At 72.4% G+C, this 23,466-nt stretch carries 19 protein-coding genes; 8 read left to right on the top strand and 11 right to left on the bottom strand.

What is annotated here, in order from left to right; translation table 11 throughout:
- Genes ACTWJ8_RS22040 through ACTWJ8_RS22030 form a run of 3 tightly spaced genes read right to left on the bottom strand, consistent with a single transcriptional unit; the run spans position 1 to position 4,090 of the window.
- Complete coding sequence (locus ACTWJ8_RS22040) at positions 1-1,599, bottom strand: acyl-CoA carboxylase subunit beta (RefSeq protein ID WP_443260082.1); 1,599 nt, start codon at positions 1,597-1,599, stop codon at positions 1-3.
- Positions 1,596-3,299, bottom strand: coding sequence for an acyclic terpene utilization AtuA family protein (locus ACTWJ8_RS22035; protein ID WP_443260081.1), 1,704 nt, complete (start codon positions 3,297-3,299; stop codon positions 1,596-1,598). The genes ACTWJ8_RS22040 and ACTWJ8_RS22035 overlap by 4 nt, the downstream gene beginning before the upstream one ends.
- The gene (locus tag ACTWJ8_RS22030) at positions 3,296-4,090 is read right to left on the bottom strand and encodes a TIGR03084 family metal-binding protein (protein ID WP_443260080.1); all 795 of its coding nucleotides are present in this window, start codon (positions 4,088-4,090) and stop codon (positions 3,296-3,298) included. The genes ACTWJ8_RS22035 and ACTWJ8_RS22030 overlap by 4 nt, the downstream gene beginning before the upstream one ends.
- 245 nt (positions 4,091-4,335) lie before the next feature.
- Between ACTWJ8_RS22030 and ACTWJ8_RS22025 the strand changes: the two genes are divergently transcribed.
- Positions 4,336-4,977, top strand: a complete 642-nt coding sequence (locus tag ACTWJ8_RS22025; protein WP_356375436.1) for a DUF4232 domain-containing protein — start codon at positions 4,336-4,338, stop codon at positions 4,975-4,977.
- A 3-nt stretch (positions 4,978-4,980) separates the two neighbouring features.
- Here ACTWJ8_RS22025 and ACTWJ8_RS22020 read toward each other — a convergent pair whose 3' ends face one another.
- Positions 4,981-5,943, bottom strand: a complete 963-nt coding sequence (locus tag ACTWJ8_RS22020; protein WP_443260079.1) for an EamA family transporter — start codon at positions 5,941-5,943, stop codon at positions 4,981-4,983.
- A 197-nt stretch (positions 5,944-6,140) separates the two neighbouring features.
- On the opposite strand from ACTWJ8_RS22020, the gene ACTWJ8_RS22015 reads away from it, so the two are divergent.
- Both ACTWJ8_RS22015 and serC read left to right on the top strand, forming a co-directional pair.
- Positions 6,141-7,001, top strand: coding sequence for a LysR substrate-binding domain-containing protein (locus ACTWJ8_RS22015; RefSeq protein WP_443260078.1), 861 nt, complete (start codon positions 6,141-6,143; stop codon positions 6,999-7,001).
- 88 nt (positions 7,002-7,089) lie between these two features.
- The gene (gene serC / locus ACTWJ8_RS22010) at positions 7,090-8,208 is read left to right on the top strand and encodes a phosphoserine transaminase (RefSeq protein ID WP_356375442.1); all 1,119 of its coding nucleotides are present in this window, start codon (positions 7,090-7,092) and stop codon (positions 8,206-8,208) included.
- A 37-nt stretch (positions 8,209-8,245) separates the two neighbouring features.
- Here serC and ACTWJ8_RS22005 read toward each other — a convergent pair whose 3' ends face one another.
- Positions 8,246-9,232 carry a WD40 repeat domain-containing protein gene (locus ACTWJ8_RS22005; protein ID WP_443260077.1) on the bottom strand — a complete coding sequence of 329 codons (987 nt, stop codon included), beginning with the start codon at positions 9,230-9,232 and terminating at the stop codon, positions 8,246-8,248.
- Between the two features lie 68 nt (positions 9,233-9,300).
- Between ACTWJ8_RS22005 and ACTWJ8_RS22000 the strand changes: the two genes are divergently transcribed.
- Together ACTWJ8_RS22000 and ACTWJ8_RS21995 are read left to right on the top strand one after the other, a co-directional pair.
- Positions 9,301-9,975: a GDSL-type esterase/lipase family protein gene (locus ACTWJ8_RS22000; protein WP_443264965.1), complete on the top strand. Its 675-nt coding sequence runs from the start codon at positions 9,301-9,303 to the stop codon at positions 9,973-9,975.
- Positions 9,976-10,005: 30 nt separating this feature from the next.
- Entirely contained in the window at positions 10,006-10,998 is a 993-nt protein-coding gene (locus ACTWJ8_RS21995) for an aldo/keto reductase (protein ID WP_443260076.1), read from the top strand.
- Positions 10,999-11,133: 135 nt separating this feature from the next.
- Here the strand turns inward: ACTWJ8_RS21995 and thpR are convergent, their stop codons facing one another.
- From thpR to ACTWJ8_RS21980, 3 genes are all read right to left on the bottom strand, one after another.
- Positions 11,134-11,691: an RNA 2',3'-cyclic phosphodiesterase gene (gene thpR / locus ACTWJ8_RS21990; protein ID WP_356375980.1), complete on the bottom strand. Its 558-nt coding sequence runs from the start codon at positions 11,689-11,691 to the stop codon at positions 11,134-11,136.
- A gap of 25 nt (positions 11,692-11,716) precedes the next feature.
- A complete protein-coding gene (locus ACTWJ8_RS21985; protein ID WP_356375451.1) occupies positions 11,717-13,066 on the bottom strand; it encodes an MFS transporter in 1,350 nt (449 codons plus the stop codon).
- Between the two features lie 82 nt (positions 13,067-13,148).
- On the bottom strand, positions 13,149-13,586 hold the full coding sequence (locus ACTWJ8_RS21980) for a MarR family winged helix-turn-helix transcriptional regulator (RefSeq protein WP_356375454.1): 438 nt from the start codon (positions 13,584-13,586) through the stop codon (positions 13,149-13,151).
- A gap of 176 nt (positions 13,587-13,762) precedes the next feature.
- On the opposite strand from ACTWJ8_RS21980, the gene ACTWJ8_RS21975 reads away from it, so the two are divergent.
- Positions 13,763-13,951, top strand: a complete 189-nt coding sequence (locus ACTWJ8_RS21975; RefSeq protein WP_356375457.1) for a ribbon-helix-helix protein, CopG family — start codon at positions 13,763-13,765, stop codon at positions 13,949-13,951.
- A gap of 16 nt (positions 13,952-13,967) precedes the next feature.
- On the opposite strand, the gene ACTWJ8_RS21970 is transcribed toward ACTWJ8_RS21975, so the two are convergent.
- Positions 13,968-15,422, bottom strand: coding sequence for an NCS2 family permease (locus tag ACTWJ8_RS21970; RefSeq protein ID WP_356375460.1), 1,455 nt, complete (start codon positions 15,420-15,422; stop codon positions 13,968-13,970).
- A 241-nt stretch (positions 15,423-15,663) separates the two neighbouring features.
- Here ACTWJ8_RS21970 and ACTWJ8_RS21965 point away from each other — a divergent pair, with 241 nt between their 5' ends.
- Together ACTWJ8_RS21965 and ACTWJ8_RS21960 are read left to right on the top strand one after the other, a co-directional pair.
- Complete coding sequence (locus ACTWJ8_RS21965; protein WP_356375463.1) at positions 15,664-15,948, top strand: DUF2530 domain-containing protein; 285 nt, start codon at positions 15,664-15,666, stop codon at positions 15,946-15,948.
- Between the two features lie 30 nt (positions 15,949-15,978).
- The gene (locus ACTWJ8_RS21960) at positions 15,979-18,405 is read left to right on the top strand and encodes a cation-translocating P-type ATPase (RefSeq protein ID WP_443260075.1); all 2,427 of its coding nucleotides are present in this window, start codon (positions 15,979-15,981) and stop codon (positions 18,403-18,405) included.
- Between the two features lie 19 nt (positions 18,406-18,424).
- Here the strand turns inward: ACTWJ8_RS21960 and ACTWJ8_RS21955 are convergent, their stop codons facing one another.
- A complete protein-coding gene (locus tag ACTWJ8_RS21955; protein WP_443260074.1) occupies positions 18,425-21,583 on the bottom strand; it encodes a sacsin N-terminal ATP-binding-like domain-containing protein in 3,159 nt (1,052 codons plus the stop codon).
- A gap of 820 nt (positions 21,584-22,403) precedes the next feature.
- Positions 22,404-23,330, bottom strand: a complete 927-nt coding sequence (locus tag ACTWJ8_RS21950) for a DUF3027 domain-containing protein (protein WP_443260073.1) — start codon at positions 23,328-23,330, stop codon at positions 22,404-22,406.
- Between the last annotated feature and the right edge of the window lie 136 nt (positions 23,331-23,466).

Below are 23,466 nucleotides of genomic sequence, written 5' to 3'. Positions count from 1 at the left end.
TCACATCCGGAAGACGCCGAAGCCGCCGCGGGCGCCCTCGTACGGTGCGGTGTGGATCGCGGACAGGCAGATGCCGAGCACGGTCCGGGTGTCGCGGGGGTCGATGACCCCGTCGTCGTAGAGCCGCCCGGACAGGAACATCGGCAGCGACTCCGCCTCGATCTGCTGCTCGACCATGGCGCGAAGACCCGCGTCGGCCTCCTCGTCGTACGGCTGCCCCTTCGCGGCGGCGGACTGCCGCGCCACGATCGACAGCACGCCCGCGAGCTGCTGCGGCCCCATCACGGCGGACTTGGCGCTGGGCCAGGCGAACAGGAAGCGGGGGTCGTAGGCGCGCCCGCACATGCCGTAGTGACCGGCGCCGTACGAGGCGCCCATCAGGACGGACAGGTGCGGTACCCGGGAGTTGGAGACGGCGTTGATCATCATCGCGCCGTGCTTGATGATGCCGCCCTGCTCGTACTCCTTGCCGACCATGTAGCCGGTGGTGTTGTGCAGGAAGAGGAGCGGGATGTCGCGCTGGTTGGCGAGCTGGATGAACTGGGCGGCCTTCTGCGACTCCTCGCTGAAGAGGACGCCCTGGGCGTTGGCGAGGATGCCGACGGGATAGCCGTGGAGCTCGGCCCACCCGGTGACGAGCGAGGTCCCGTACAGCGGCTTGAACTCGTCGAAGTCCGAGGCGTCGACGATCCGGGCGATCACCTCGCGCGGGTCGAACGGCTCCTTCAGGTCCTCCGGCACGATGCCGAGAAGCTCCTCCGGGTCGTACTTGGGCGGGGGCGCGGGCGCCGGATCTGCGTGCGCCTTGCGGTGGTTGAGGCGGGCGACGACGCGGCGGGCCTGCCGGATCGCGTCCTGCTCGTCGTGGGCGAAGTAGTCGGCGAGCCCGGAGGTGCGGGCGTGCATCTCGGCGCCGCCGAGGGACTCGTCGTCGCTCTCCTCGCCGGTCGCCATCTTGACCAGCGGCGGGCCGCCGAGGAAGACCTTCGCCCTCTCCTTCACCATGATCACGTGGTCGGACATGCCGGGGATGTACGCGCCTCCGGCGGTCGAGTTGCCGAAGACGACGGCGACGGTGGGGATGCCGGCGGCCGAGAGCCGGGTGAGGTCGCGGAAGATGCCGCCGCCGGGGATGAAGATCTCCTTCTGCGACGGCAGGTCGGCGCCGCCGGACTCGACGAGCGAGATCGCCGGGAGCCGGTTGACGTGCGCGATCTCGTTCGCCCGCAGCGCCTTCTTCAGCGACCACGGGTTGCTGGCGCCGCCGCGCACCGTCGGGTCGTTCGCGGTGATCAGGCACTCGACGCCCTCGACGACGCCGATGCCGGTGACGAGCGAGCCGCCGACCGCGTAGTCGCTGCCCCAGGCGGCGAGGGGCGAGAGTTCGAGGAACGGGGTGTCGGGGTCGAGCAGCAGCTCGATGCGCTCCCGGGCGAGCAGCTTGCCGCGCCTGCGGTGCCGGTCGACGTACTTCTCGCCGCCGCCCGCGACCGCCTTCGCGTGCTCGGCGTCGAGCGCCGCGAGCTTGTCCAGGAGCGCGGCGCGGCGGGCCGCGTGCTCGTCGGAGCGGGGGTCCAGGGCGCTGGACAGGGCGGTCACAGGAGGGCCTCCGGGATGTCGAGGTGGCGGGACCTGAGCCATTCGGCGAGGCCCTTGGCCTGGGGGTCGAACCGGTGTCGCGCGGCCACGCCGTCGCCGAGGATCCCCTCGACCGTGAAGTTGAGGGCGCGGAGGTCGGGGAGCTGGTGCCTGGTCACGGGCAACGGGGCCGCCTCCGGCAGGAGTTCGCGGAGGCGGTCGACCGTCAGCGTGCGGACCAGCCACCGCCACGCCTCGTCCGTCTCCACCCACACCCCCACGTTCGCGTCGCCCCCCTTGTCGCCGCTGCGGGCCCCGGCGATCAGGCCGAGGGGCGCGCGGCGCGTCGGGCCCGGCGGGAGGGCCGCCGGGAGAGGCGGGTCGTCCACCGGGGCGAGCGGACGGGTCGGGCCCGTCGGTACGGGGATCGGGACGCGCTCCCCGTCCGGCAGGGCCGCCACGTGCGGGACCTCCTCACGCGCCACGTACGCCGCCTCGAACACCCCGTAAGGGGAGCCCTTTCCGGGCGGGGCGGTGACGTGGAAGCCGGGGTAGGAGGCGAGGGCGAGTTCCACCGCCGCGCCGCTGAGCGCCCGCCCGACGGCCTCCGGGTCCTGGTCGCGCACGACGAGCCGCAGCAGCGCGCTCGCCGTCTCCTCGGTGTCGGCGTCGGGGCGGTCGGTGCGGACGAGTTCCCAATGGATGTGCTTGGGCGGCGACTTGGCGGTGCGCAGCGCCTCGTCGAGCTGTTCGCGCACGAGGGCGGCCTTTGCCTCGATGTCGAGCCCTGTGAGGACGAAGACGGTCTCGTTGCGGTACCCGCCGAGCCGGTTGAGGCCGACCTTGAGGGTGGGCGGCGGTGCCTCGCCGCGCACGCCGTGGACGCGCACCCGGTCGGGGCCCTCCTGCGCGAGGCGGACCGTGTCGAGGCGGGCGGTGACGTCGGGTCCCGCGTACCGGGCGCCCCCGGTCTCGTACAGGAGCTGTTCGGTGATGGTGCCGGTCTCGACGACGCCGCCGGTGCCGGGGTGCTTGGTGATGACGGCGGAGCCGTCCTCGTGGAGCTCGGCGAGGGGGAAGCCGGGGCGGGTCGTGCGGCCGGGGTGCCGGGTGAAGCGCGAGTAGTTGCCGCCGGTCGCCTGGGTCCCGCACTCCAGGACGTGCCCGGCGACGACGGCCCCCGCGAGCCGGTCGTACGCGTCGTGCGGCCACCCGAAGTGCCAGGCCGCCGGCCCGGCGACCAGCGCCGCGTCGGTGACGCGGCCCGTGACGACGATGTCGGCGCCCGCGTCCAGGCAGGCGGTGATGCCGGCGCCGCCGAGGTAGGCGTTGGCGGTGAGGGCGCCGGGAAAGCGGCCGGTGCCGAGCAGGTCGTCGCCCTCGACGTGCGCGACGCGGGCGCGGACACCGAGGCGGGACGCGAGCTGCCGCAGCTCGGCGGCAAGGCCTGCGGGGTTGAGGCCGCCCGCGTTGGTCACGAGGCGGACGCCGCGCTCGATCGCGAGGCCGAGGCAGTCCTCCATCTGGCGCAGGAACGTGCGGGCGTAGCCGCGGTCCGGGTCCTTGAGGCGGTCGCGGCCGAGGATGAGCATGGTCAGCTCGGCGAGGTAGTCGCCGGTGAGGACGTCGAGTTCGCCGCCGGTCAGCATCTCGCGCACGGCGTCGAACCGGTCGCCGTAGAACCCGGACGCGTTGCCGATACGCAGCGGTGGCCTGCTCATCGGGGATCCTTCGGCGCGCGGCCCTTCCCCGGTGGCCCTGCGAAGGCCTGCGCGATGTCGAGCCAGCGGTCGGCGTCGGGGCCCTCGGCGCGTACGTCGACGTCGGAGCGGTGCGCGCGCTGGGTGACGAGGAGGCAGAAGTCGAGGGCCGTTCCGGTGACCCGCTGGGCGGCGTCCTCGGGCCCGTACGCCCACATCTCACCGCCGGGGGCCGTGAGTTCGACGCGGAACTCCTCCTCGGGCGCGGCCACCCCGTGCACGTCGAAGGCGAACGTCCGGGCGCGGACGCCGATCCGGGCGACGTGCCGGAGCCGGTCGGTCGGGGCCCGTACGACACCGAGCGCGTCGGCCACGTCCTGGCCGTGCGCCCACGTCTCCATGAGCCGCCCCGTCGCCATGGAGGCGGCGGACATCGGGGGCCCGTACCAGGGGAAGCGGGTCTTCGACGCGGCCGCGGCGCGCAGCACCTTCTGCAACTGCGCGCGCCCGTCCCGCCAGCCCGCGAGCAGGGCGGCCGGGTCCTGGCGCGCACCCTCGTCCGCCCCGTCGTCGACGAAGGAGTCGGGTGCGGCGATCGCCTTCTCCACCTCGCCCGCGAAGGCGTCGGCGTCGCTCATGGCGAGCAGCGCGGCGCGGTCGGTCCAGGCGAGATGGGCGATCTGGTGGGCGACGGTCCAGCGGGGCGCCGGGGTCGGGGCGGCCCACTGCTCGGGGCTCAACTCCCGCACCAGCTCGTCGAGTTCCTCGCTCTCGTCCCGCAAGTCGTCGAACACGGCGGACGGTTCGGACACGGTGCGCTCCCCTCGGGGCACGGCGGTGTGCGGCGTGCTTGGAGCATGGCAGGGGCCACAGAAACAAGCAAGCGCGCTTGCATGGAAATTGGGCCGTCATGTCACGGCTCTGTCCCGGCGGTGACGGGCGGCCGGTCGTGTGTAACAGCCATGTATGAGGGCCGGGCCAGGCGGAACGATCACGGGGGCGCGCCGTGTCCTGGTGATCAGTAACCGACGGACCCACCACGCAAAGGACGCACACCATGCGCGCTCGTCAGCTCACCCTCGCCGCCGTCGCCCTCGCCGCGGGCCTCTCGCTCACCGCCTGCCAGGGCAACGAGGACTCCGCGACCGGCTCGTCGTCGTCCTCCGACGGCGGCTCCTCCTCGTCGTCGTCCGGCAGCAACTCCTCCGCGGGTGGCGCCTCCGGCAAGAACGCCTCGGACACCGGCGAGAAGACGACCGCCACGGGCTCCGCCCAGGGCAGCGGCGGCGGCAAGGTCAACACCGGCCCGTGCGAGACCGCGAACCTGGCCTTCGACTCGGCCCACGGCATGGGCGAGGGCACCCTCATAGTCAGCATGCGCAACACCGGCGACGCCTGCTCCCTCAAGGGCTTCCCGGGCGTCGACCTGCGGACGGAAGAGGCCTCGGGTCCGCTCAGCGCCCGGCGCAGCGACCTCGCGTCCCCGACCGTCGTGCTCGGCAACGGCGAGACGACCCGCTTCACGCTGCACTACCCGCCGAACACCACCGGCGGCTCCGGCGTCGACGTCACGTCCCTCGAGATCACGCCGCCGAACGAGACGCACTCCACGACCCTGAAGGTCGGCATCAACCTGCCGGTCTCCGACGGCGCCGACCAGAAGGTGTACGTGGACCCGGTCGGCACCGGCAAGCAGTGAGGCTCACTCGTGCAGGGCGAGCGCCGGGTCCTTCTTGCGGCCCACCTGGGTGCGGACCGCACCCATGCTCGCCGCGATCACGAGGGCGATCGCCAGGACCTCCGACCAGGCCAGGTCCTGGCTGAGGACGAGGAAGCCGGAGAGCGCGGCGACCGCCGGCTCGAGGCTCATCATCACCGCGAACGTCGACGCGGGCAGCGAGCGGAGCGCGACCAGTTCGAGCGTGTACGGCAGCACCGAGGACATGATCGCGACCGCCGCGCCGAGCCCGAGGGTCACCGGGTCGATCAGCTTCGTACCGGCCGTGGCGACGCCGAGCGGCAGACAGAGGACGGCGGCGACCGCCATCGCGAGCGCGAGCCCGTCCGCCTGCGGGAAGCGGCGGCCCGTGCGGGCGCTGAACACGATGTACGTCGCCCAGCAGGCGCCCGCCGCGAGCGCGAATCCCACACCGACCAGGTTCAGACCGCCGAGCCCGTCGCCCGCCCCGCCGAGCAGGAACACGCCGCACAGGGCGAGACCCGCCCACACGACGTTGACGAGGCGGCGGGAGGCGAGGACGGAGAGGGCCAGCGGGCCGAGCACCTCGAAGGTGACCGCGATGCCGAGCGGGATGCGGGCCGCCGCCTGGTAGAAGAGCAGGTTCATGCCGCCCATGGCGATGCCGAAGGCGACGACCGTGCCCCAGTCGGACCGCGAGTGACCGCGCAGCCGGGGGCGGCACACCACGAGCATGACCACGGCCGCGACCATGAGGCGCAGCGTGACGACGCCGATCGCCCCGGCGCGCGGCATCAGGCTCACTGCGAGCGCGGCGCCGAACTGCACGGAGACACAGCCCGCGAGGACGAGGCCGACCGGGCCCAGCGAGCCGCGGCGGCGCTTGGGCTCCGCGCCGGCGTCCGCGGTCACGGCCGGGGCGGCGTCGTGCGCCACGGCCACGGGTTCGGTCTGCGGGCCGCTCACGGTCCACCCCTCTCATGCATGCGATGCGCGCGGCGGGCGGGCATCGGGAACGCGATGGCCGGCCACCCCGGCCAGTTCAATGTATTAGACCTTACAGGGCACTGCACTGCACAGCCCGCTCACGGTCGCCTTCCACGCTAGGCGCGCCCGACCTGTCCCGTGAAATGCATATTGCGCTCCCGTTATGCTCCACGGACATGAGCAGAGAACTGGAGCTGCGCCACCTGCGCTGTTTCCTCGCCGTCGCCGAGGAACGCAGCATCACCAGGGCCGCCTCCGCACTGCGTCTCACCCAGCCCGCCGTCTCGCGCACCCTCGCCGCCCTGGAGACCGCGCTCGGCGTGCGACTCGTCGACCGCTCCACCCACCACCTCGACCTCACGCCCGAGGGCCGCGCCTTCCATGAGAAGGCCGCCGTCGCCGTCGCCGCGTTCGAGGACGCGCTCGCCGCCGCCCGCGCCCCGCACCGGCCGCTGCGCCTCGGCCACGCCTGGTCCGCCGCCGGCGTGTTCACCACCCCGCTGCTGCGCCGCTGGCGCCAGACCCACCCCGAGGTACCGCTGGAACTCCTGCGCGTCGACGACCGCACCGCCGGGCTCGCCCGCGGCGCCGTCGACCTCGCGCTGCTGCGCGGCCCCGTGGAGACCCCCGGCCTCGTCACCGAACTGCTGCACCTGGAGGCGCGCGTCGCCGCGGTGCCCTCGGACAGCCCGCTCGCCCGCCGACCGCGCCTCGCCCTCGCCGACCTCAGCGACCAGGTCATCGCCCTCAACACGGTCTCCGGCACGACCTCCCTCACCCTGTGGCCGCCCGAGGCCCGCCCCACCCGGAGCACCACCGTCGCCAACACCGACGACTGGCTCGCCGCCATCGCCTCCGACCAGGCCGTCGGCGTGACATCGACGGCGACCGCCGGCCTGCACCCGTACCCAGGCGTCACCTACGTCCCCCTCACCGACGCACCGGACCTCCCCGTCCTCCTGGCCCGCCGCCGCGGCCCGGGACACCCCGCCGCCCCCGACCTGATCGCCCTCGCCCACGAGATCGCCGGACCGTAAGCCCACAGCCGCCACACGGGCGAGACCCGGCATCTCACCCACCGAACACCTTGTGGTGGGCGAAACCCCACCGGCTACCCTCCATTTCGTGGCTGAGATCCAGATTCCCGCTGACATCAAGCCCGCCGACGGACGATTCGGCGCGGGCCCCTCCAAGGTGCGAACGGAGGCGTTGGACGCCCTGGCCGCCACCGGTACCTCCCTCATGGGCACCTCTCATCGCCAGGCGCCCGTGAAGAACCTCGTCGGGCGGGTGCGCGAAGGGGTCAAGGACCTCTTCTCGCTCCCCGACGGCTACGAGGTCGTCCTCGGCAACGGCGGCTCCACCGCCTTCTGGGACGTGGCGACGCACGGCCTCATCGAGAACAAGTCGCAGCACCTGAACTTCGGTGAGTTCTCCTCCAAGTTCGCCAAGGCCTCCAAGCTCGCCCCGTGGCTCGCCGAGCCGACCGTGATCTCCTCCGACCCGGGCACCCACCCGGAGCCGGTCGCCGAGGCCGGGGTCGACGTCTACGGCCTGACCCACAACGAGACCTCCACCGGTGTCGCCGCCCCGATCAAGCGCGTGGCCGGCGCGGACGAGGGCGCGCTCGTCCTCGTCGACGCCACCTCCGGCGCCGGCGGCCTCCCGGTCGACGTCTCCGAGACCGACGTCTACTACTTCGCCCCGCAGAAGTCCTTCGCCTCCGACGGCGGCCTGTGGATCGGCGTCTTCTCCCCCGCCGCGATCGAGCGCGCCCAGCGCATCCACGCCTCGGGCCGCCACGTCCCGGAGTTCTTCTCCCTCCCGACGGCGATCGACAACTCCCGCAAGAACCAGACGTACAACACCCCGGCCCTCGCCACGCTCTTCCTGCTCGCCGAGCAGCTGGACTGGATCAACGGCCAGGGCGGCCTCGCCTGGTCCACGGCCCGCACGAAGGACAGCTCCGACCGCCTCTACTCCTGGGCCGAGGAGTCGAAGGTCGCGACGCCGTTCGTCACCGACCCGGCGAAGCGCTCGCAGGTCATCGGCACCATCGACTTCGACGACAGCATCGACGCCGCCGCCGTGGCCAAGGTCCTGCGGGCCAACGGCATCGTCGACACCGAGCCGTACCGCAAGCTCGGCCGCAACCAGCTGCGCGTCGCGATGTTCCCGGCCATCGACCCGGCGGACGTCCAGGCCCTGACGGCCTGCATCGACCACGTCGTCGGCCGGCTCTGAACCACCCTGCGGGGCCCGATCCTTCGGGCCCCGCAGGTCAGCGGTCCTTCGGGCGGCGCAGCAGACGGCCGATGCCGAAGAGGACGATGAGGACCGCGGCGGCGCCGACCGCGCCCGCCTTGCCGGTGAAGGGGCTCGAACCGCCCCCGTCGTCACCCTGGCCACCCTTGTCCGAAGGCGAGTCGGAGCCGGCTCCCTCGACCTCCACCGGCTCCACCCGGCTGCCCTCGCCCTCGCTCCCGTAGAGGAGCGTCCTCCCGTCGGGGGTGTACGTCACCGACTCGCCCTGCGGCTGCATCGGGACGTGCAACTGGCCCTGGCGCTTGGGCTTTCCGTCGTTCCACGCGTACGAGACGCCGCCGAAGTAGCCGCGCACGGCGAGCTGCCGGCCGTCGGGGGAGAACGCGGCGTCCGTCGCCCACAGGTCGATGTCGGCGACGCGGCGGAACGTGTTGGTGGCAGAGGCGTTCAGCGCGGCCGGGCCCTCGTACAGACCGCCGCCGTCGTCGCCCTTCTCCACGATGTAGACCCGGCCCGTCTTCGGATGCACCATCAGCGACTCGGCGTTGCGCGCGCCGTCCGCGTACTTCACCACGTACTGCGTGGCCCGCACCGTCTGGTCGACGAGCTTCTTCGGCTCCGGCAGCTTGTAGATCCACACGTGGTCCCACTTGCCGCCCAGGTTGTCCCCGATGTCGCCGACGTAGAGGTTCCCGTCCGGGCCCATCGAGATCGCCTCCACATCGCGCGGGGAGCCGACGCCCGACATCGTGACCGTGGCGAGCGTCTTCCCCGTACGGCCGTCGATCGCGAACAGATACGCGCCGTCGTCGCTGTCGTTGTGCGTCCAGTAGACGCCGGGGTGGGCGCGCGACGCCGCCAAACCGCTGGACTCGGTGATCCGCGGGTCCTTGATGGTGAACCCGTCGGAGCCGATGGAGCGGGAGTCGGCGACCGCGGGACCGGAAGCCGCGCCGAGAAGGAGGACTGCGGCGACCCCGGCCGCCCCCAGATACGCACGCATGCCCCCAGCTTGCCAGGCGTGTTGGGGCTCACACGCACGCACCCGGCGTGATCGACGATGATGAGCGGATGCTCAGGTTCATGCCGGTCGGCGACTCGATGACCATTGGGAGCGCCGGTGAACACACCTGGCGCCGGCACTTCTGGCACCACCTGGGCGCGGACACGTCCGCATACGCCCTGGTCGGCCCCCGCACCGCCCTGCACGGCGACAGCCACGACTACGCCGACCCCGACTTCCCGCAGCACCACCTCGCCGGCTGGGGCGAGGGCTGGCTGCACATGGCGCCCGCGATAGCCGAGGCGGTCACCACCGCCCGCGCCGATGTCCTCCTCGTCTCCCTCGGCCTCATCGACCTGGGCTTCTACACGAACGCCGAACAGACCGCGGCGAACATGCGCCGCTTCGTCGCCGAGGCCCGCCGCGCCAACCCGGCGATCCGCATGGTCCTCCTCCCCGTCATCCCGAACGTCCGCGCCGAGACCGACGCCCCGTTCGCCGCCGAGGTGGCCCACTTCAACACCCTCCTCGCCAAGGCCGTCGCCGACCTCGACGAACCCCGCTCCCCGCTCCTCCTCGCCTCGATCCCCGAGGCGTACGACATCCACCACGACACATACGACGGCACCCACCCCAACACGTCCGGCGAACACCTCCTCGCCGCCGCGTACGCGAACGCGCTGCATCAGGCGTGGGGCATCGGCGGCCCGTACGAGACGAACTCCTCGCGCACGCTTGCCTAGAGCGCACTCCACGTCCTTGGCTATGCAGTCATGAAGTACACACAGCTCGGACGCACAGGACTCAAGGTCAGCCGACTCGTCCTCGGCACCATGAACTTCGGTCCGCAGACCGACGAGGCCGCGAGCCACGCCATCATGGACGCGGCGCAGGCAGCGGGCATCAACTACTTCGACACCGCAAATGTCTATGGGTGGGGCGACAACAAGGGGCGGACCGAGGAGATCATCGGGACCTGGTTCGCCCAGGGCGGTGGGCGGCGGGACAAGACGGTGCTCGCCACCAAGGTGTTCGGGAACATGGCCGGTGACGGCGCGGCTCCCTGGCCCAATCACGACCGGCTCTCCGCCGTGAACATCCGGCGGGCCGTGGACGCGTCGCTGAAGCGGCTCCAGACCGACTACATCGACATCTATCAGTTCCACCACATCGACCGCCGGACCCCGTTCGAGGAGATCTGGCAGGCGATCGACGTCCTCGTCCAGCAGGGCAAGATCCTGTACGCGGGTTCGTCGAACTTCCCCGGCTACAAGATCGCTCAGGCCAACGAGCAGGCCGCCCGGCACGGCCGGATGGGCCTCGTCAGCGAGCAGTGCCTCTACAACCTCGCCGAGCGCCGCGCCGAGATGGAGGTGATCCCGGCCGCGCAGGACTACGGCCTCGGGGTCATCCCCTGGTCGCCGCTGCACGGCGGGCTGCTCGGCGGCGTGCTCAAGAAGGAGAGCGAGGGCAAGCGGCGTACGCAGGGGCGGTCCGCTTCCGCGCTGGAGAGCACCACGGTGCGCGAGCAGGTGCAGCGGTACGAGGACCTGCTCGACAAGCACGGCATCGAGCCCGGCGAGGCGGCGCTGGCCTGGCTGCTGACCCGGCCCGGGGTCACCGGGCCGATCGTGGGTCCGCGCACGCGGGAGCAGCTCGACTCGGCGCTGCGCGCGGTCGAGCTGGAGCTGAGCGAGGAGGTGCTGTCCGGCCTGGACGAGATCTTCCCGGGTCCCGGGCCGTCTCCCGAGGCGTTCGCCTGGTAGGGCGCGCACGCGGGGTGCGCGGCGGTTGTCGGTCGGCTACTGGCCGACGGCCGCCGCGATCGCCACGACGAAGAACATCAGCACGAGCACACCGGCCATGATCCGGTTACGGGTCTTCGGGTCCACACATCGAGACTAACCCGGCCCGGAAAGCCGCCAGCCGTCGACCTTGTCGTAGCGGGGCCGCTCCCCCGGCACGCCCGATCCGGGCAGCCGGCTGCGGACGAGTGTCAGCTCGGGAACGGTCCAGGTGCCGCCCGCGAAGGCGTCGAGCGCGGTGACGTACGGGCCGAGGTCGCGGGGTGTCCGGCTGCGGGCGAGCGTCAGGTGGGGCCGGTAGTGCCGGTGCTCGCCCGGGAGGCCGGACTTGCGGCCGGCCGCCTCGGCCCGCTCGGCGAGGCGGCGCAGCGCGGTCACGTCGCCGGTGACGCCGGTCCACAGGGTGCGGCCCCCGAAGTGTCCGCCGCCGCGCAGGGCGAGGGCGAAGGGGGCGGTGCGGGCCGCGGCGCGGGCGAGGCGGCGGGTCAGCTCGGGGACGGTGTCGTCGGGTACGTCTCCGTAGAACGCGAGCGTGAGGTGCCAGGCGCTCCGCTCGGTCCATCGGAGGCCGTCGGTGCCCGGCGGCGTGCCGACGGCGGCGCTCAGTTCCCCGAGCGCCGCGTCGGGCGGCACGACGGCCGCGAAGAGTCTCACCATGGGGTGTGGGGCCTTGGAGTGATCAGGCGACCGCCGCCAGTTCACGCGGTTCGCGGGGGACGAACTGGACGTGGCGTTCGCCGCGGCGGAGGTCGACCTTGAGGCGGAGGTTGGCCGCGCGGGCCAGCATCAGGCCGACGCCGACCGCGGCCGCCGCGCAGATCACCCCGGCGAGGGCGAAGCTGACGCGGACGCCGAACTCGTCGGCGAGCCAGCCGAAGAGCGGTCCGCCGAGCGGGGTGCCGCCGGTGAACACCATCATGAACAGGGACATCACGCGCCCGCGCATCTCGGGGTCGGTGGCCATCTGGACCGTGGAGTTGGCGGTGACGTTGACGGTGAGTCCGAGGATGCCGAGCAGCACGATCAGCGGGGCGAAGGCCCAGACGCCGGGGGCCCAGGCCGCCGCGACCTCCAGGACGCCGAAGCCGATGGCGGCGCCGACGAGGACCCGCAGCCGGGTGGAGCGGCGGCGGGCGGCGAGCAGGGCGCCGGCCAGTGAGCCGATCGCCATGAGCGTGTTGAACAGGCCGTACTGTCCGACCCCGCCGTGGAACACGTCGTCGGCGTACGCGCTGAGCCAGATGGGGAAGTTGAAGCCGAAGGTGCCGACGAATCCGACGAGGACGATCGGCCAGATCAGCTCGGGGTGCTGGGAGACGTAGCGCAGGCCTTCGCGGAGCTGGCCCTTGCCGCGCGGGGCCCGCTTGATCTCGTGCAGCTCGTGCGTGCGCATGAGCATGAGGCCGGTGAGCGGGGCGAGGAAGGACAGGCCGTTGGCGAGGAACGCCCAGCCGGGTCCGACGGCCGCGGTGAGCGCGGAGGCGACGGCGGGGCCGATGAGGCGGGCGGACTGGAAGTTGGCCGAGTTGAGGGAGACCGCGTTGCGGACCTGGTCGGGGCCGACCATCTCGGAGACGAAGGACTGCCGGGTGGGGTTGTCGACGACCGTGACGAGACCGGTGAAGAAGGCGGCGAGGTAGACGTGCCACACCTCGACGTTTCCGGTGAGCGTGAGGGTCGCGAGGAAGAGCCCGGACAGGCTCATGGCGCCCTGGGTGCAGAAGAGCAGGTTGCGCTTGGCGAACCGGTCGGCGATGACGCCGCCGTACAGGCCGAAGAGCAGCATGGGGAGGAACTGCATGGCCGTCGTGACGCCGACGGCGGCGGAGGATCCCGTGAGGGAGAGCACCAGCCAGTCCTGGGTGATGCGGGCCATCCAGGTGCCGGTGTTGGAGATCACTGCCCCGGTCGCGAAGAGACGGTAGTTGCGTACCTTCAGGCTCGCGAACATCGAGGGCTTACGGGGGCGGGCGTTCGGGTTGTGGGCGGCTGGTGCGGGGGCGGAGTCTGCTCCGGGTCCCGTACTCAAAGTGGGTTCGCCTCCTCGGCGGTCGTCCTGCGCTGTCGTCGGCTCTGTCGTCGTGCTGGTGCTCGCCCGGTCCCGCCGGTGGTCAGAGGTGGGCGAGTTTTTCGAGGACGGGTGCGGCGTCGCGGAGCTTGGCCCATTCGTCCTCGTCGAGTCCCTCGGCGAGGTTGGCCAGCCAGGCGTTCCGCTTGCGGCGGCTCTCCTTGAGCATGGTCTCGGCCTGCTCGGTGGAGGTGACGACCTTCTGCCGGCGGTCCTCGGGGTGGGGCTCGAGCCTGACCAGTCCCTTGGCCTCGAGGAGCGCGACGATTCTGGTCATCGACGGCGGCTGCACATGCTCCTTGCGGGCCAGCTCACCCGGGGTCGCGGAGCCGCAGCCGGCGAGGGTGCCGAGCACCGACATCTCGGTGGGGCTCAGCGATTCGTCGACCCGCTGGTGCTTGAGTCGACGCGACAGGCGCATCACTGCGGAACGCAGGGAGTTCACGGCGGCTACGTCGTCGCCATGGGAGAGGTCTGGCATGTTCGTTAGCGTAACTCATTACTGTGTCTAACGACTACCGGGGAGACGCGACGCCCCCGTGATCCCCACCACCTCTTCACCTGCGACAGGAGTGCAGAAAAGTTTCATCACCCATACGAGTGAGCCGGAAGCGGAAAGTGACGCAGCGGGTCGCCGGGCCCGGCGACCCTGTCCGTATGGGATCGACAGTGCTCAGTCTGCGGATCGACGGTGAGCTGCTCGACCGGCTCAAGGTTCATGCCGCCAAAAGAGGAATGAGCGTCCAGGACTACGTGGTCCGGACGCTCATTCGGGACGACTTCGACGAACGCTTCAAGACCGCCGTCGAGGAGACGGAGCGGTTCTACGGCGACGTGGCCTCGTAGCACCGCTCGGGTACGACTACGTGAGGCCGAGCGCCGGCATCAGGTAGTAGAAGACGAACACCGCGGAGACGGCGTACATCGCGGCCGGCACCTCCTTGGCGCGGCCCGCGACGACGCGCAGCACCGTGAAGCTGATGAAGCCCATGCCGATGCCGTTCGTGATCGAGTACGTGAACGGCATCATCAGCATCGTGAGGAACGCCGGGATGGCGATCGTCCAGTCGTCCCAGTCGATCTCGCGGATGCCGCCGGCCAGGATCATGAAGCCCACCGCGACCAGCGCGGGCGTGGCCGCCTGCGACGGGACCATGGTCACGACCGGCGTGAGGAACAGCGCGACCGCGAACAGCACACCGGTGACGACGTTGGCGAGACCCGTACGGGCGCCCTCGCCGACGCCGGCCGTGGACTCCACGAAGCAGGTGGTCGCCGAGGAGGACGAGGCACCGCCGGCGGCGACGGCGACACCGTCGATGAACAGCACCTTGTTCATGCCGGGCATCTGGCCGTGCTCGTCGGTCAGGTGCGCCTCCTCGCTGACGCCCATGATCGTGCCCATGGCGTCGAAGAAGCACGACAGCAGCACGGTGAAGACGAAGAGGATGCCGGTCAGGACGCCGACCTTGTCGAATCCGCCGAAGAGGCTGACCTGGCCGATGAGCGAGAAGTCCGGGCTGGAGACCGGGTTGCCGGGCCACTCGGGCACGGTCAGGCCCCACGAGGCGGGGTCGATGTCGGCGACGGCGTTGATGATCAGGGCGACGACCGTCATGACGACGATCGAGAGCAGGATCGCGCCGGAGACCTTGCGCAGGATCAGCGCCAGCGTCAGGAGCACGCCGAGCACGAACACCAGGACGGGCCAGCCGAGCAGGTGACCGCCGGTGCCGAGCTGGAGCGGGACCGTGGTCTGGGCGGCGTCCGGCATACGGGTCACGAAGCCGGAGTCGACGAGGCCGACGAGCAGGATGAACAGGCCGATGCCGATCGCGATGCCCTTGCGCAGCCCGTACGGCACGGCGTTCATGACCCGCTCCCGCAGGCCGGTGGCGACGAGCAGCATTACGACGAAGCCCGCGAGGACGACCATGCCCATCGCGTCGGGCCAGGACATCCGCGGCGCGAGCTGGAGGGCGACGACGGTGTTCACGCCGAGGCCGGCCGCGAGCGCGATCGGCACGTTGCCGATGACGCCCATGAGCAGCGTGGTGAACGCGGCGGTGAGCGCGGTCGCGGTGACCAGCTGGGCGTTGTCGAGCTGGTGCCCGTACATGTCCTTCGCGCCGCCGAGGATGATCGGGTTCAGCACGATGATGTAGGCCATCGCGAAGAACGTGGCGAAGCCGCCACGGATCTCACGGGGGACGGTCGAGCCGCGTTCGGTGATCTTGAAGTAGCGGTCGAGACCGTTCTTCGGGGCCGGCGGCGGCGAGTCGTTGACATCGACCGGGGTGGTGGCCGAAGTGGACATGGATGACCTCAGCGGTATTCAGCAGTGAAATGCGGGCGGGGGGTTCGTGATCGAGTCTGGTGTCCGTGTGGTCACGGGTGGGTTACCCGGATGTTCCACTGGTGTTTCCTACGAACATAAGTCGCCAGTCTCAGGCTGTTTCAGTATGAACATATGAGGCCGAATTTGCTATCTCCGCGCGTAGACCCTTGCGGCTGGGGGCTTGTGCGGGTTTGTCGGAGGGCCCTCGTAAGCTGTGCACATGGCGAAGTGGATCCCGAAGCACGAGGCACCCGAACCCCTTGAGGGGCCCGTGGTCGCCACCATCACGGGTGGCACGATCCTCTGGTTCGTCCTCTTCCTCGTCCAGCTGCCGTTCTACGGCTGGTTCGAGGACCGCGGCTCCACCTGGTGGGTGTGGACCTGCCTGGCCGGCGGCGGCCTCGGCCTCCTCGGCATCTGGTACGTGCGGGGGCGCGACGCCGCGCTCAAGCGGGCGGCGGCCGCGGCGGTCACCGACCGTGAGGATTCCCGACCCGAGGGGTAAACCCCCGAAATCGCCCGTACCGTCGTTTTCATGACGGACATCGACGCGGGAGCCGAACTCGACCCGGTCCACCCGATGCCGGTGCCCTCGCGGGCGACGGGCCTCACCCGGGCCGAGGTCGCCGAGCGGGTCGCGCGCGGCGAGGTGAACGACGTACCGGTGCGCAGCTCGCGCTCGGTCGCGGACATCGTCAGGGCGAACGTCTTCACCCGGTTCAACGCGATCATCGGCGTGCTCTGGGTGATCATGCTCTGCGTCGCGCCCATCCAGGACAGCCTCTTCGGCTTCGTGATCCTGGCCAACACCGGGATCGGCATCATCCAGGAGTGGCGGGCGAAGCAGACCCTCGACTCGCTCGCGGTGATCGGCGAGTCCCGGCCCACGGTCCGCCGCGACGGCGTCGGCGTCGCGGTCCCCACCTCCGAGATCGTGCTGGGCGACCTCATCGAGATCGGCCCAGGCGACAAGATCGTCGTGGACGGGACCTGCGCGGAGGCCGACGGCCTGGAGATCGACGAGTCGCTGCTCACCGGCGAGGCCGACCCGGTCGTCAAACAGCCCGGCGACGCGGTCATGTCGGGCTCGTTCGTGGTCGCTGGCGGCGGCGCGTTCACCGCGACGAAGGTCGGCCGCGAGGCGTACGCGGCGCAGCTCGCCGAGGAGGCCAGCCGCTTCACGCTCGTCCACTCGGAGCTGCGCAGCGGCATCTCGCAGATCCTCAAGTACGTCCAGTGGATGATGATCCCGACCGCGATCGGCCTGATCATCAGCCAGCTCGTCGTCAAGGACAACGACCTCAAGGACTCCATCGCGCGCACCGTCGGCGGCATCGTGCCGATGGTCCCCGAGGGCCTCGTGCTGCTGACCTCCGTCGCCTTCGCGATCGGCGTGATCCGGCTGGGCCGCAAGCAGTGCCTGGTGCAGGAGCTGCCCGCCATCGAGGGCCTGGCCCGCGTCGACACGGTCTGCCTCGACAAGACGGGCACGCTCACCGAGGGCGGCATGGACGTCAGCGAACTGCGGCTGCTCGGCACCGACGAGGCCGACGGCACCGGGGCAGGCGCCTCCGCCGACGAGGCGTACGTGCGCAAGGTCCTCGGCGCGCTCGGCGAGTCCGACCCGCGGCCCAACGCCTCCCTCCAGGCGATCATCGACGCCTACCCCGACAGCGAGGACTGGCGCTGCACCGAGGCCCTGCCGTTCTCCTCCGCCCGCAAGTACAGCGGCGCCGCGTTCAGCGAGGGCAACGGGACGGAGAACGCCTGGCTGCTCGGCGCCCCCGACGTGCTGCTGCCCGCGGGACACCCGGCCCTCGCCGACACCGAGGAGCTGAACCTGAAGGGGCTACGGGTCCTGCTGCTCGCCCGCGCGCCTCAAGGGCTCGAGGGCGCCGGCGTCGTGGACAGCGCCGAGCCGACCGCCCTCGTCGTCCTGGAGCAGCGCCTGCGCCCCGACGCGGGCGACACCCTCCGCTACTTCGCCGAGCAGGACGTACGCGCCAAGGTCATCTCCGGGGACAACGCGGTGTCGGTCGGCGCCGTCGCCGCGAAGCTCGGCCTCGAAGGGCGGACCGTCGACGCCCGCGAGCTGCCCGAGGACCCCGAGGAGCTGGCCGACGCGCTCGACGACGGCACCGTGTTCGGGCGGGTCACGCCGCAGCAGAAACGGGACATGGTCGGCGCGCTCCAGTCGCACGGCCACACCGTCGCCATGACCGGCGACGGCGTCAACGACGTCCTCGCGCTCAAGGACGCCGACATCGGGGTCTCGATGGGTTCGGGCTCCGAGGCCACCCGCGCGGTCGCCCAGATCGTGCTCCTGAACAACTCGTTCGCGACGCTTCCGTCGGTGGTCGCCGAGGGCCGCCGGGTCATCGGCAACATCACTCGGGTGGCGACGCTGTTCCTGGTGAAGACCGTCTACTCGGTGCTGCTCGCGCTCCTGGTGGTCTGCTTCCAGGTCGAGTACCCGTTCCTGCCCCGCCACCTGACGCTGCTGTCGACGCTGACGATCGGCGTCCCCGCGTTCTTCCTCGCCCTCGCGCCCAACAAGGAGCGGGCCAGGCCGCACTTCGTCCGGCGGGTCATGCGGTACGCGATCCCGGGCGGCGCGGTCGCCGGTGTCGCCACGTTCGTGACGTATCTGATCGCGCGGCACTACTACGCGGGAACGGGCGCGCTCTCCGCGGAGACCAGTACGGCGACGCTGACGCTGTTCCTCATCTCGATGTGGGTACTGGCGATCATCGCCCGGCCCTACACGTGGTGGCGCGTGGGACTCGTGGCGGCGATGGGAGTCGGATTCCTCCTGGTCCTCGTCGTGCCGTGGTTGCAGGACTTCTTCGCGCTGCGGCTGGTGGGGGCGGTGATGCCGTGGACCGCGGTGGGGGTTTCGGCGATCGCCGCGGTGGCGCTGGAGTTCCTGTGGCGGTGGGTGGGCCGCAGGTTCCCCGCCTGAAGCCCCCGCGGGGCCCCGGTCAGTCGAACCACCTGTCGCGGGCCAACTCCCCCGTACGGGACGGGTCCTCCAGCAGCGCCGCGACCTCGAACCGGCGCGGCCACTGGCCCGCCGCCCAGGCGAGACCCGCCGCGACGCCCTCCAGCGTCGCCGCGTGCACGACCCCGTCGGGGGTGCGCCGCCAGTCGACCTCCACGCCGGAGACGTACAGCTCCTCGTGCTCGACGTACGACGCCGGGGTCGCGGAGCCGAGCAGGACGCGCACGGATTCCGGCACCTCGTGCTCCTCGCCGCCCTCGATGGCGCCGCCGCCCACGGCCTCGCTCAGCCGCCGCACCTGGAACAGCTCCGCGAGGTGCGCCGCCTTCGCCGGGGCGACCGGGAGGAGGGCGCGGCCCTCGGTGAGCGGGATCAGGTCGGGGGCGTCGGCGACGAGCGCGTCCCGTGCGTCGACGACCACGACCTCGCCGTCCCGCACGGCCCGCAGTTCGTCGGGCAGCGTGACCTGTTCCGGGTCGAGGTCGGCCAACGCGCCGTAGAGGGCGTGCAGTTGTGCCGCTCCGACCGGGCGGTCGGGGTCGGCGAGGCGGTCGAGGAGTTCGGCGGCGCCGCCCGGCTCGTCGAGGAGCGCGGCGACGGACGTGCGGACGCCGAGGGCGCGCAGCACCTGCTCGTCGTCGAAACCGGCCGCGTCGGCGGGCTCGTAGAGGCCCGCGAGCAGCGGGTCGCCGCCCTCGGCCCGCAGACCCGCGGGACGGCGTCCTTCGAGGACCGGGTTCCCGCGCAGCCACCAGGCCGTGTACGGGCGGACGAGTTCGTGCGTGCCGTCGGGCAGCAGGACGCGCACCGGCTGGGTCAGCGCGTCGCGCAGCGGCGGCCGCGACAGCAGCGCGAGCGCCTGCGGCCAGCGGTCCTCGTCGACGAGATCCAGGTCCCGTACGGCGATCAGCTCGGTGGCGACCGGCGGTACGGGCGTGTCGGGCAGCTGGTCGAGGACGTCCTCGCACCAGACGTCGACGGCGTCGAGGAGCCCCGCGTCGTCCGGCTCGGGGAAGTCGCTGTCGCGCGGGTCGAGTTCGTCGGGGTCCAGGACGACGTCGGTGGCGCGGACGAGGGCGAAGGTGGCGAGGACGCCGCAGGCGGCGAGCGGTTCGGCGCCCCAGCGTTCGGCCAGGTCGCCGTCGACGTACGGGAGTTCGCCCTCGCGCAGGACGCCGGCGATCGGGCTGTCGGGCAGCACCAGCTCGGCGGCCGGGGCGAGTTCGCCCTCGTCGTCGGGGAGGGCGAGGGCGCCGAGCCAGGGTTCGTCGCCGACGTCGAGGTGGGCGTCGCGCACCAGCGTGAGGACGACGTCGGCGAGTTCGTCGGCGTCCAGGGTGTTCTCGTCGTCCCAGGCGGCGGCCTCGTCGTCGAGGGACGCGGCGACCGCGGCGCGCACCTGCGGGGTGCGCAGGACGGCGCGCGGGGTCGCGGGCAGGGCGCCCAGCTTCTCCAGGAGCGGGTGGGCGGCGTCGGTGTGCGCGACCTTCAGGCCGAGGCGGGCGAGCGCCTCACCGGGCACGGTGGAGGCCTCGGTGGTGGGCAGGAGGACCTGGCGGGGGCCGATGGTGGTGCGGCCGCCCGCGAGCGGCACCGGAAGGCCGCTGAGCCGGTCCGGGTCGACGCCGGCCAGCGACTCGTAGAGCCGCCGCCACCAGCCGGGCTCCTTCTCCAGTCCGGCGAGGCGGTCGATCGCCTCGGTCAGCGGGACGCGGGCGACGCCGAGGGTGCGCAGCTCCACGCGGCGCTCCAGGCCCGCCGGGAGCAGGCTCGGCAGCACGTCCGCGAGGACCCGTACGGTGTCGGCGCCCGCGCCCTCGACGACCTCCGCGTCGCGGGGCTTGAGCACGGTGGGCCGGTCGTCGTCCTCGTCGCCCGGAGCGAGCGCGGGAGGCAGGAACGCGGTGCGCGGCAGCCGCTCCAGGACGGCGGCGCGCAGGGCGCCGTCCAGCTCGCTCTTGCCGAGCGGGCCCGGTACGAGGTCGAGGATGCCGGTGCCGACGGGCTGCCAGTCGGCGAGCAGTTCGGCGTACGCGTCGGCGGCGCGCTCGGTGAGGAAGTCGCTGAGCGGGCCGGGGGCGACGTGCCGCCGGGCGGTGTCCAGGGGATACGTGGCGATGAGCAGCGCGGGCACACCCAGGGCCTCGTCGCTCGGCGTGGGCGCGTACAGCACGGCCGCGCTCCGCGGCCGCTCCGGCGCCCCGTCCCCGTCCACGGGAACGGCCCAGGTCACGGCCCACTGCGGCCGCAAACGCTCCTCCACGGGGCGGTCGGCGAGGAGGGCGGGGGCGAGGGGGCCGGTGCGGGTGAGGGAGCGGTAACGGGTTTCCCGGGCGGACTCCGGGGCGGAGCCCTGGGGCGTCACGCCTGTGTCCGTGATGACGACGTAGGGCGCTTCATCCGTACGGCGCAACGTCCGCGTACCGGCATCCGACGTGATCACGACCTCCGCAAGGCCCGGCAGGGCCAGCAGCAGCGTGTCGTCCACCCCGTCCAGCAAACGGGCGGCCAGCGCCTCCGCCGCGGCGTCCCGCAACGGCAGGATCACCACCGTGTCGTACGGGTCGGGGGCGGTGCCCTCCGCCGCGAACGGCAGCCGCAGCAACGGCACGTGCCCGTCCCTGCGCCGCAGCTCGTCCCCCAGGTCGGGACTGCGCAACGCCGCGTCCGACGCCGCGAGCCGCGCGTCCGTCAACGACCAGCGCACGCCGCCGCTCCGGCCCACCACCGCGGGCTCGTCGGAGACGGCCAGCACGGCGGCGAAACCGACACCGAAACGGCCCACCGCGCCGTTCGTGTCCTCCCGCTTCGCGGAGGCGCGCAACGTGGACAGCGACTCGACGCCGGCCGCGTCCAGGGGGGCGCCGGTGTTCGCGGCGGCGAGGACGCCGTCCTTCAGGGTGAGGGCGAGGCGGCCCTCGACGCCGGCGCGGGCGGCGGCGTCGGCGGCGTTCTGGGCGAGTTCGACGACGAGGCGGTCGCGGTAGCCGCCGAGCGCCAGGTCCTCCTCGGCGTTCGCGTCCTCGCGGAAACGGGCGGCGCTGCCGGTCCACGCGTCGAGCACGGCGTGGCGCAGCCGCGCGGTGCCGAACGGGTCGACGCCCTCCGGCGCGGGGCGCGCGATTCTGCTGACGCTCACGGGTGACTCCTCTGGGCGGCGTGATCGTGATCGGCCGAACCGTATCGCGCAGGGTTCCCCCTCCAACCCCCAGCATGCGCCACCCCTCCGGGGGCGCCACGGGTCGCATCAGCCCTCCGCCCCCACCGGTCACCTCACCCCTACGCCTCGGGGCGCCGCCCCGGCCCCCGCTGCTCAATCGCCGCAGGGGCTCGATCTGCCGACCCGTTGCCCTGCCCCTGGCCCGTCCCATCGACTCCGCCGCCCAAGCCCCTCCAGAGGCGTCAGCCCTACGGGGCACCGCAGTGGTTTCGGTCGCCCGCACCGCTGCGGGGCTCCGCTCCACCCCGTGGCCGCCCCCGCACAGCCCAAGCTGCCGGAAGGGGCGGATGGCGCCCCGACGGAGCCCGGGAGGTACGACGCCGCGCAACCGTGGTGTGGGACCGAGCGCGGTCTTCCACGCCGCGCCCCACGGAAACGGCGAGCGCCGACCCGGCACAGGAAGCACGGCGCCGCGCAACCGTGACGTCAGGCCAGGGCGGCGTCAGCGGTGCCGCGCTACGAAACCCGCAAGCGCTGCCCCGGCGCGGCCGGGAAACGCGGCTCCGCGTAACCCTGATGAGAGGCCGGGCGCCCCAAGCTGCCGGAGGGGGCGAGTCGGCGTGCGGCGAGCGCCGGCGCAGGCAGGGAGGGACGGCGCCGGGAACTCTGGTGTGGGGCCGAGCCGCGGCCCGCGGAAACGGCGAGCGTCGGCCCGGCGCACGCCCCGGACCCACGGGGGCCGAGCCCCCGGAGGGGTGGGAGATGGGCGGGCAACGGGGACGGCCCGCGCCGCCGGGGGCTAGGAGTGGCCCAGGTCCGAGTCGGGGTCGGGCGTGGTCGGGGTGACCGAACCCGTGTCCGGTGCCACGCGGAGCGGAAACGCGTCGACCACCGTCTCGTCGATCACCGGCGGCGCCGGCCTGGGCGCCTTGGGCATGACGGCCGCCTCGGAGTGGCCCCCGCACCCGTACGACAGGGACACCACGTGCCCGTCCGCCGGCGAGAACTCGTTGGCGCAGACCCCGAACGCCTGCCCGAGCGACCCGCCGATCGGCGTGAGGAACCCGCAGGACGCGCACGTGGCCGGCGCCGCCTGCGCCATGGCCGTCTTCGCCCCGTACGAGTCCTCCCAGCGGTCGGCCGCGACATGCAGCCCGTAGCGGGAGAGGACCCGTGCGCGCCGCATGCCGAGTTCCTCGGCGACGGACGCGATGGAACCGCGCGCGGGCGCGACCGGCAGCGCCGTCACCGGCCCCTCGGTGACCTCCACGTCCTCCGCCTCGACGAGCTCCGCCATGTCCTCGGAGACCGGCGAGTTCGGCGGCGGCGCGTCCTCGCCGGTGAAGCCGGGCTCCAGGCGCAGGTCGTCGGACTCGGTGGGAAGCAGGTCGCCGGGCCCGAGGTCGCCGGGCCGCAGCCGCTCGCTCCAGGGCACCCACTCGGGCGCGAGGAGCGCGTCGGGGCCGGGGAGGAGGACGACCTCGTCGAGCGTGACGTAGCGGGCGCGGGACGCGCGGGCCACGGTCGCCGCCCAGCGCCAGCCCCGGTAGCCGAACTCCTTGCACTCGAAGAGATGCGTGACGACGCGGTCGCCCTCGACGACCATCTCGACGTGCTCGCCGACCACCCCCGGTGCGGCGGCCTCCTCGGCCGCGGCCCGGGCGATGTCCACCGCCTCGGCGCACAGACGGTCCGGGGTGCGGCTTCGCGTTGTCGCTGCGCTCACAGGTATCGCTTCTCTCCTACGCCGTCTCACGAGTGCGCCGTCCTGTGTGGCGGGAACGCGGACGGAGCGGACCTGGGGGCCGCGTCGACGTCCGCGCCCGACGTACCGGGCGCACCTACGCCATCCATTCTGCGGG

It is taken from the genome of Streptomyces sp. SDT5-1, assembly GCF_052245995.1.
Classification (GTDB): domain Bacteria; phylum Actinomycetota; class Actinomycetes; order Streptomycetales; family Streptomycetaceae; genus Streptomyces.
Note: the sequence above shows the minus strand (reverse complement) of the source record. Positions and strands in the feature narration are given on the sequence as shown.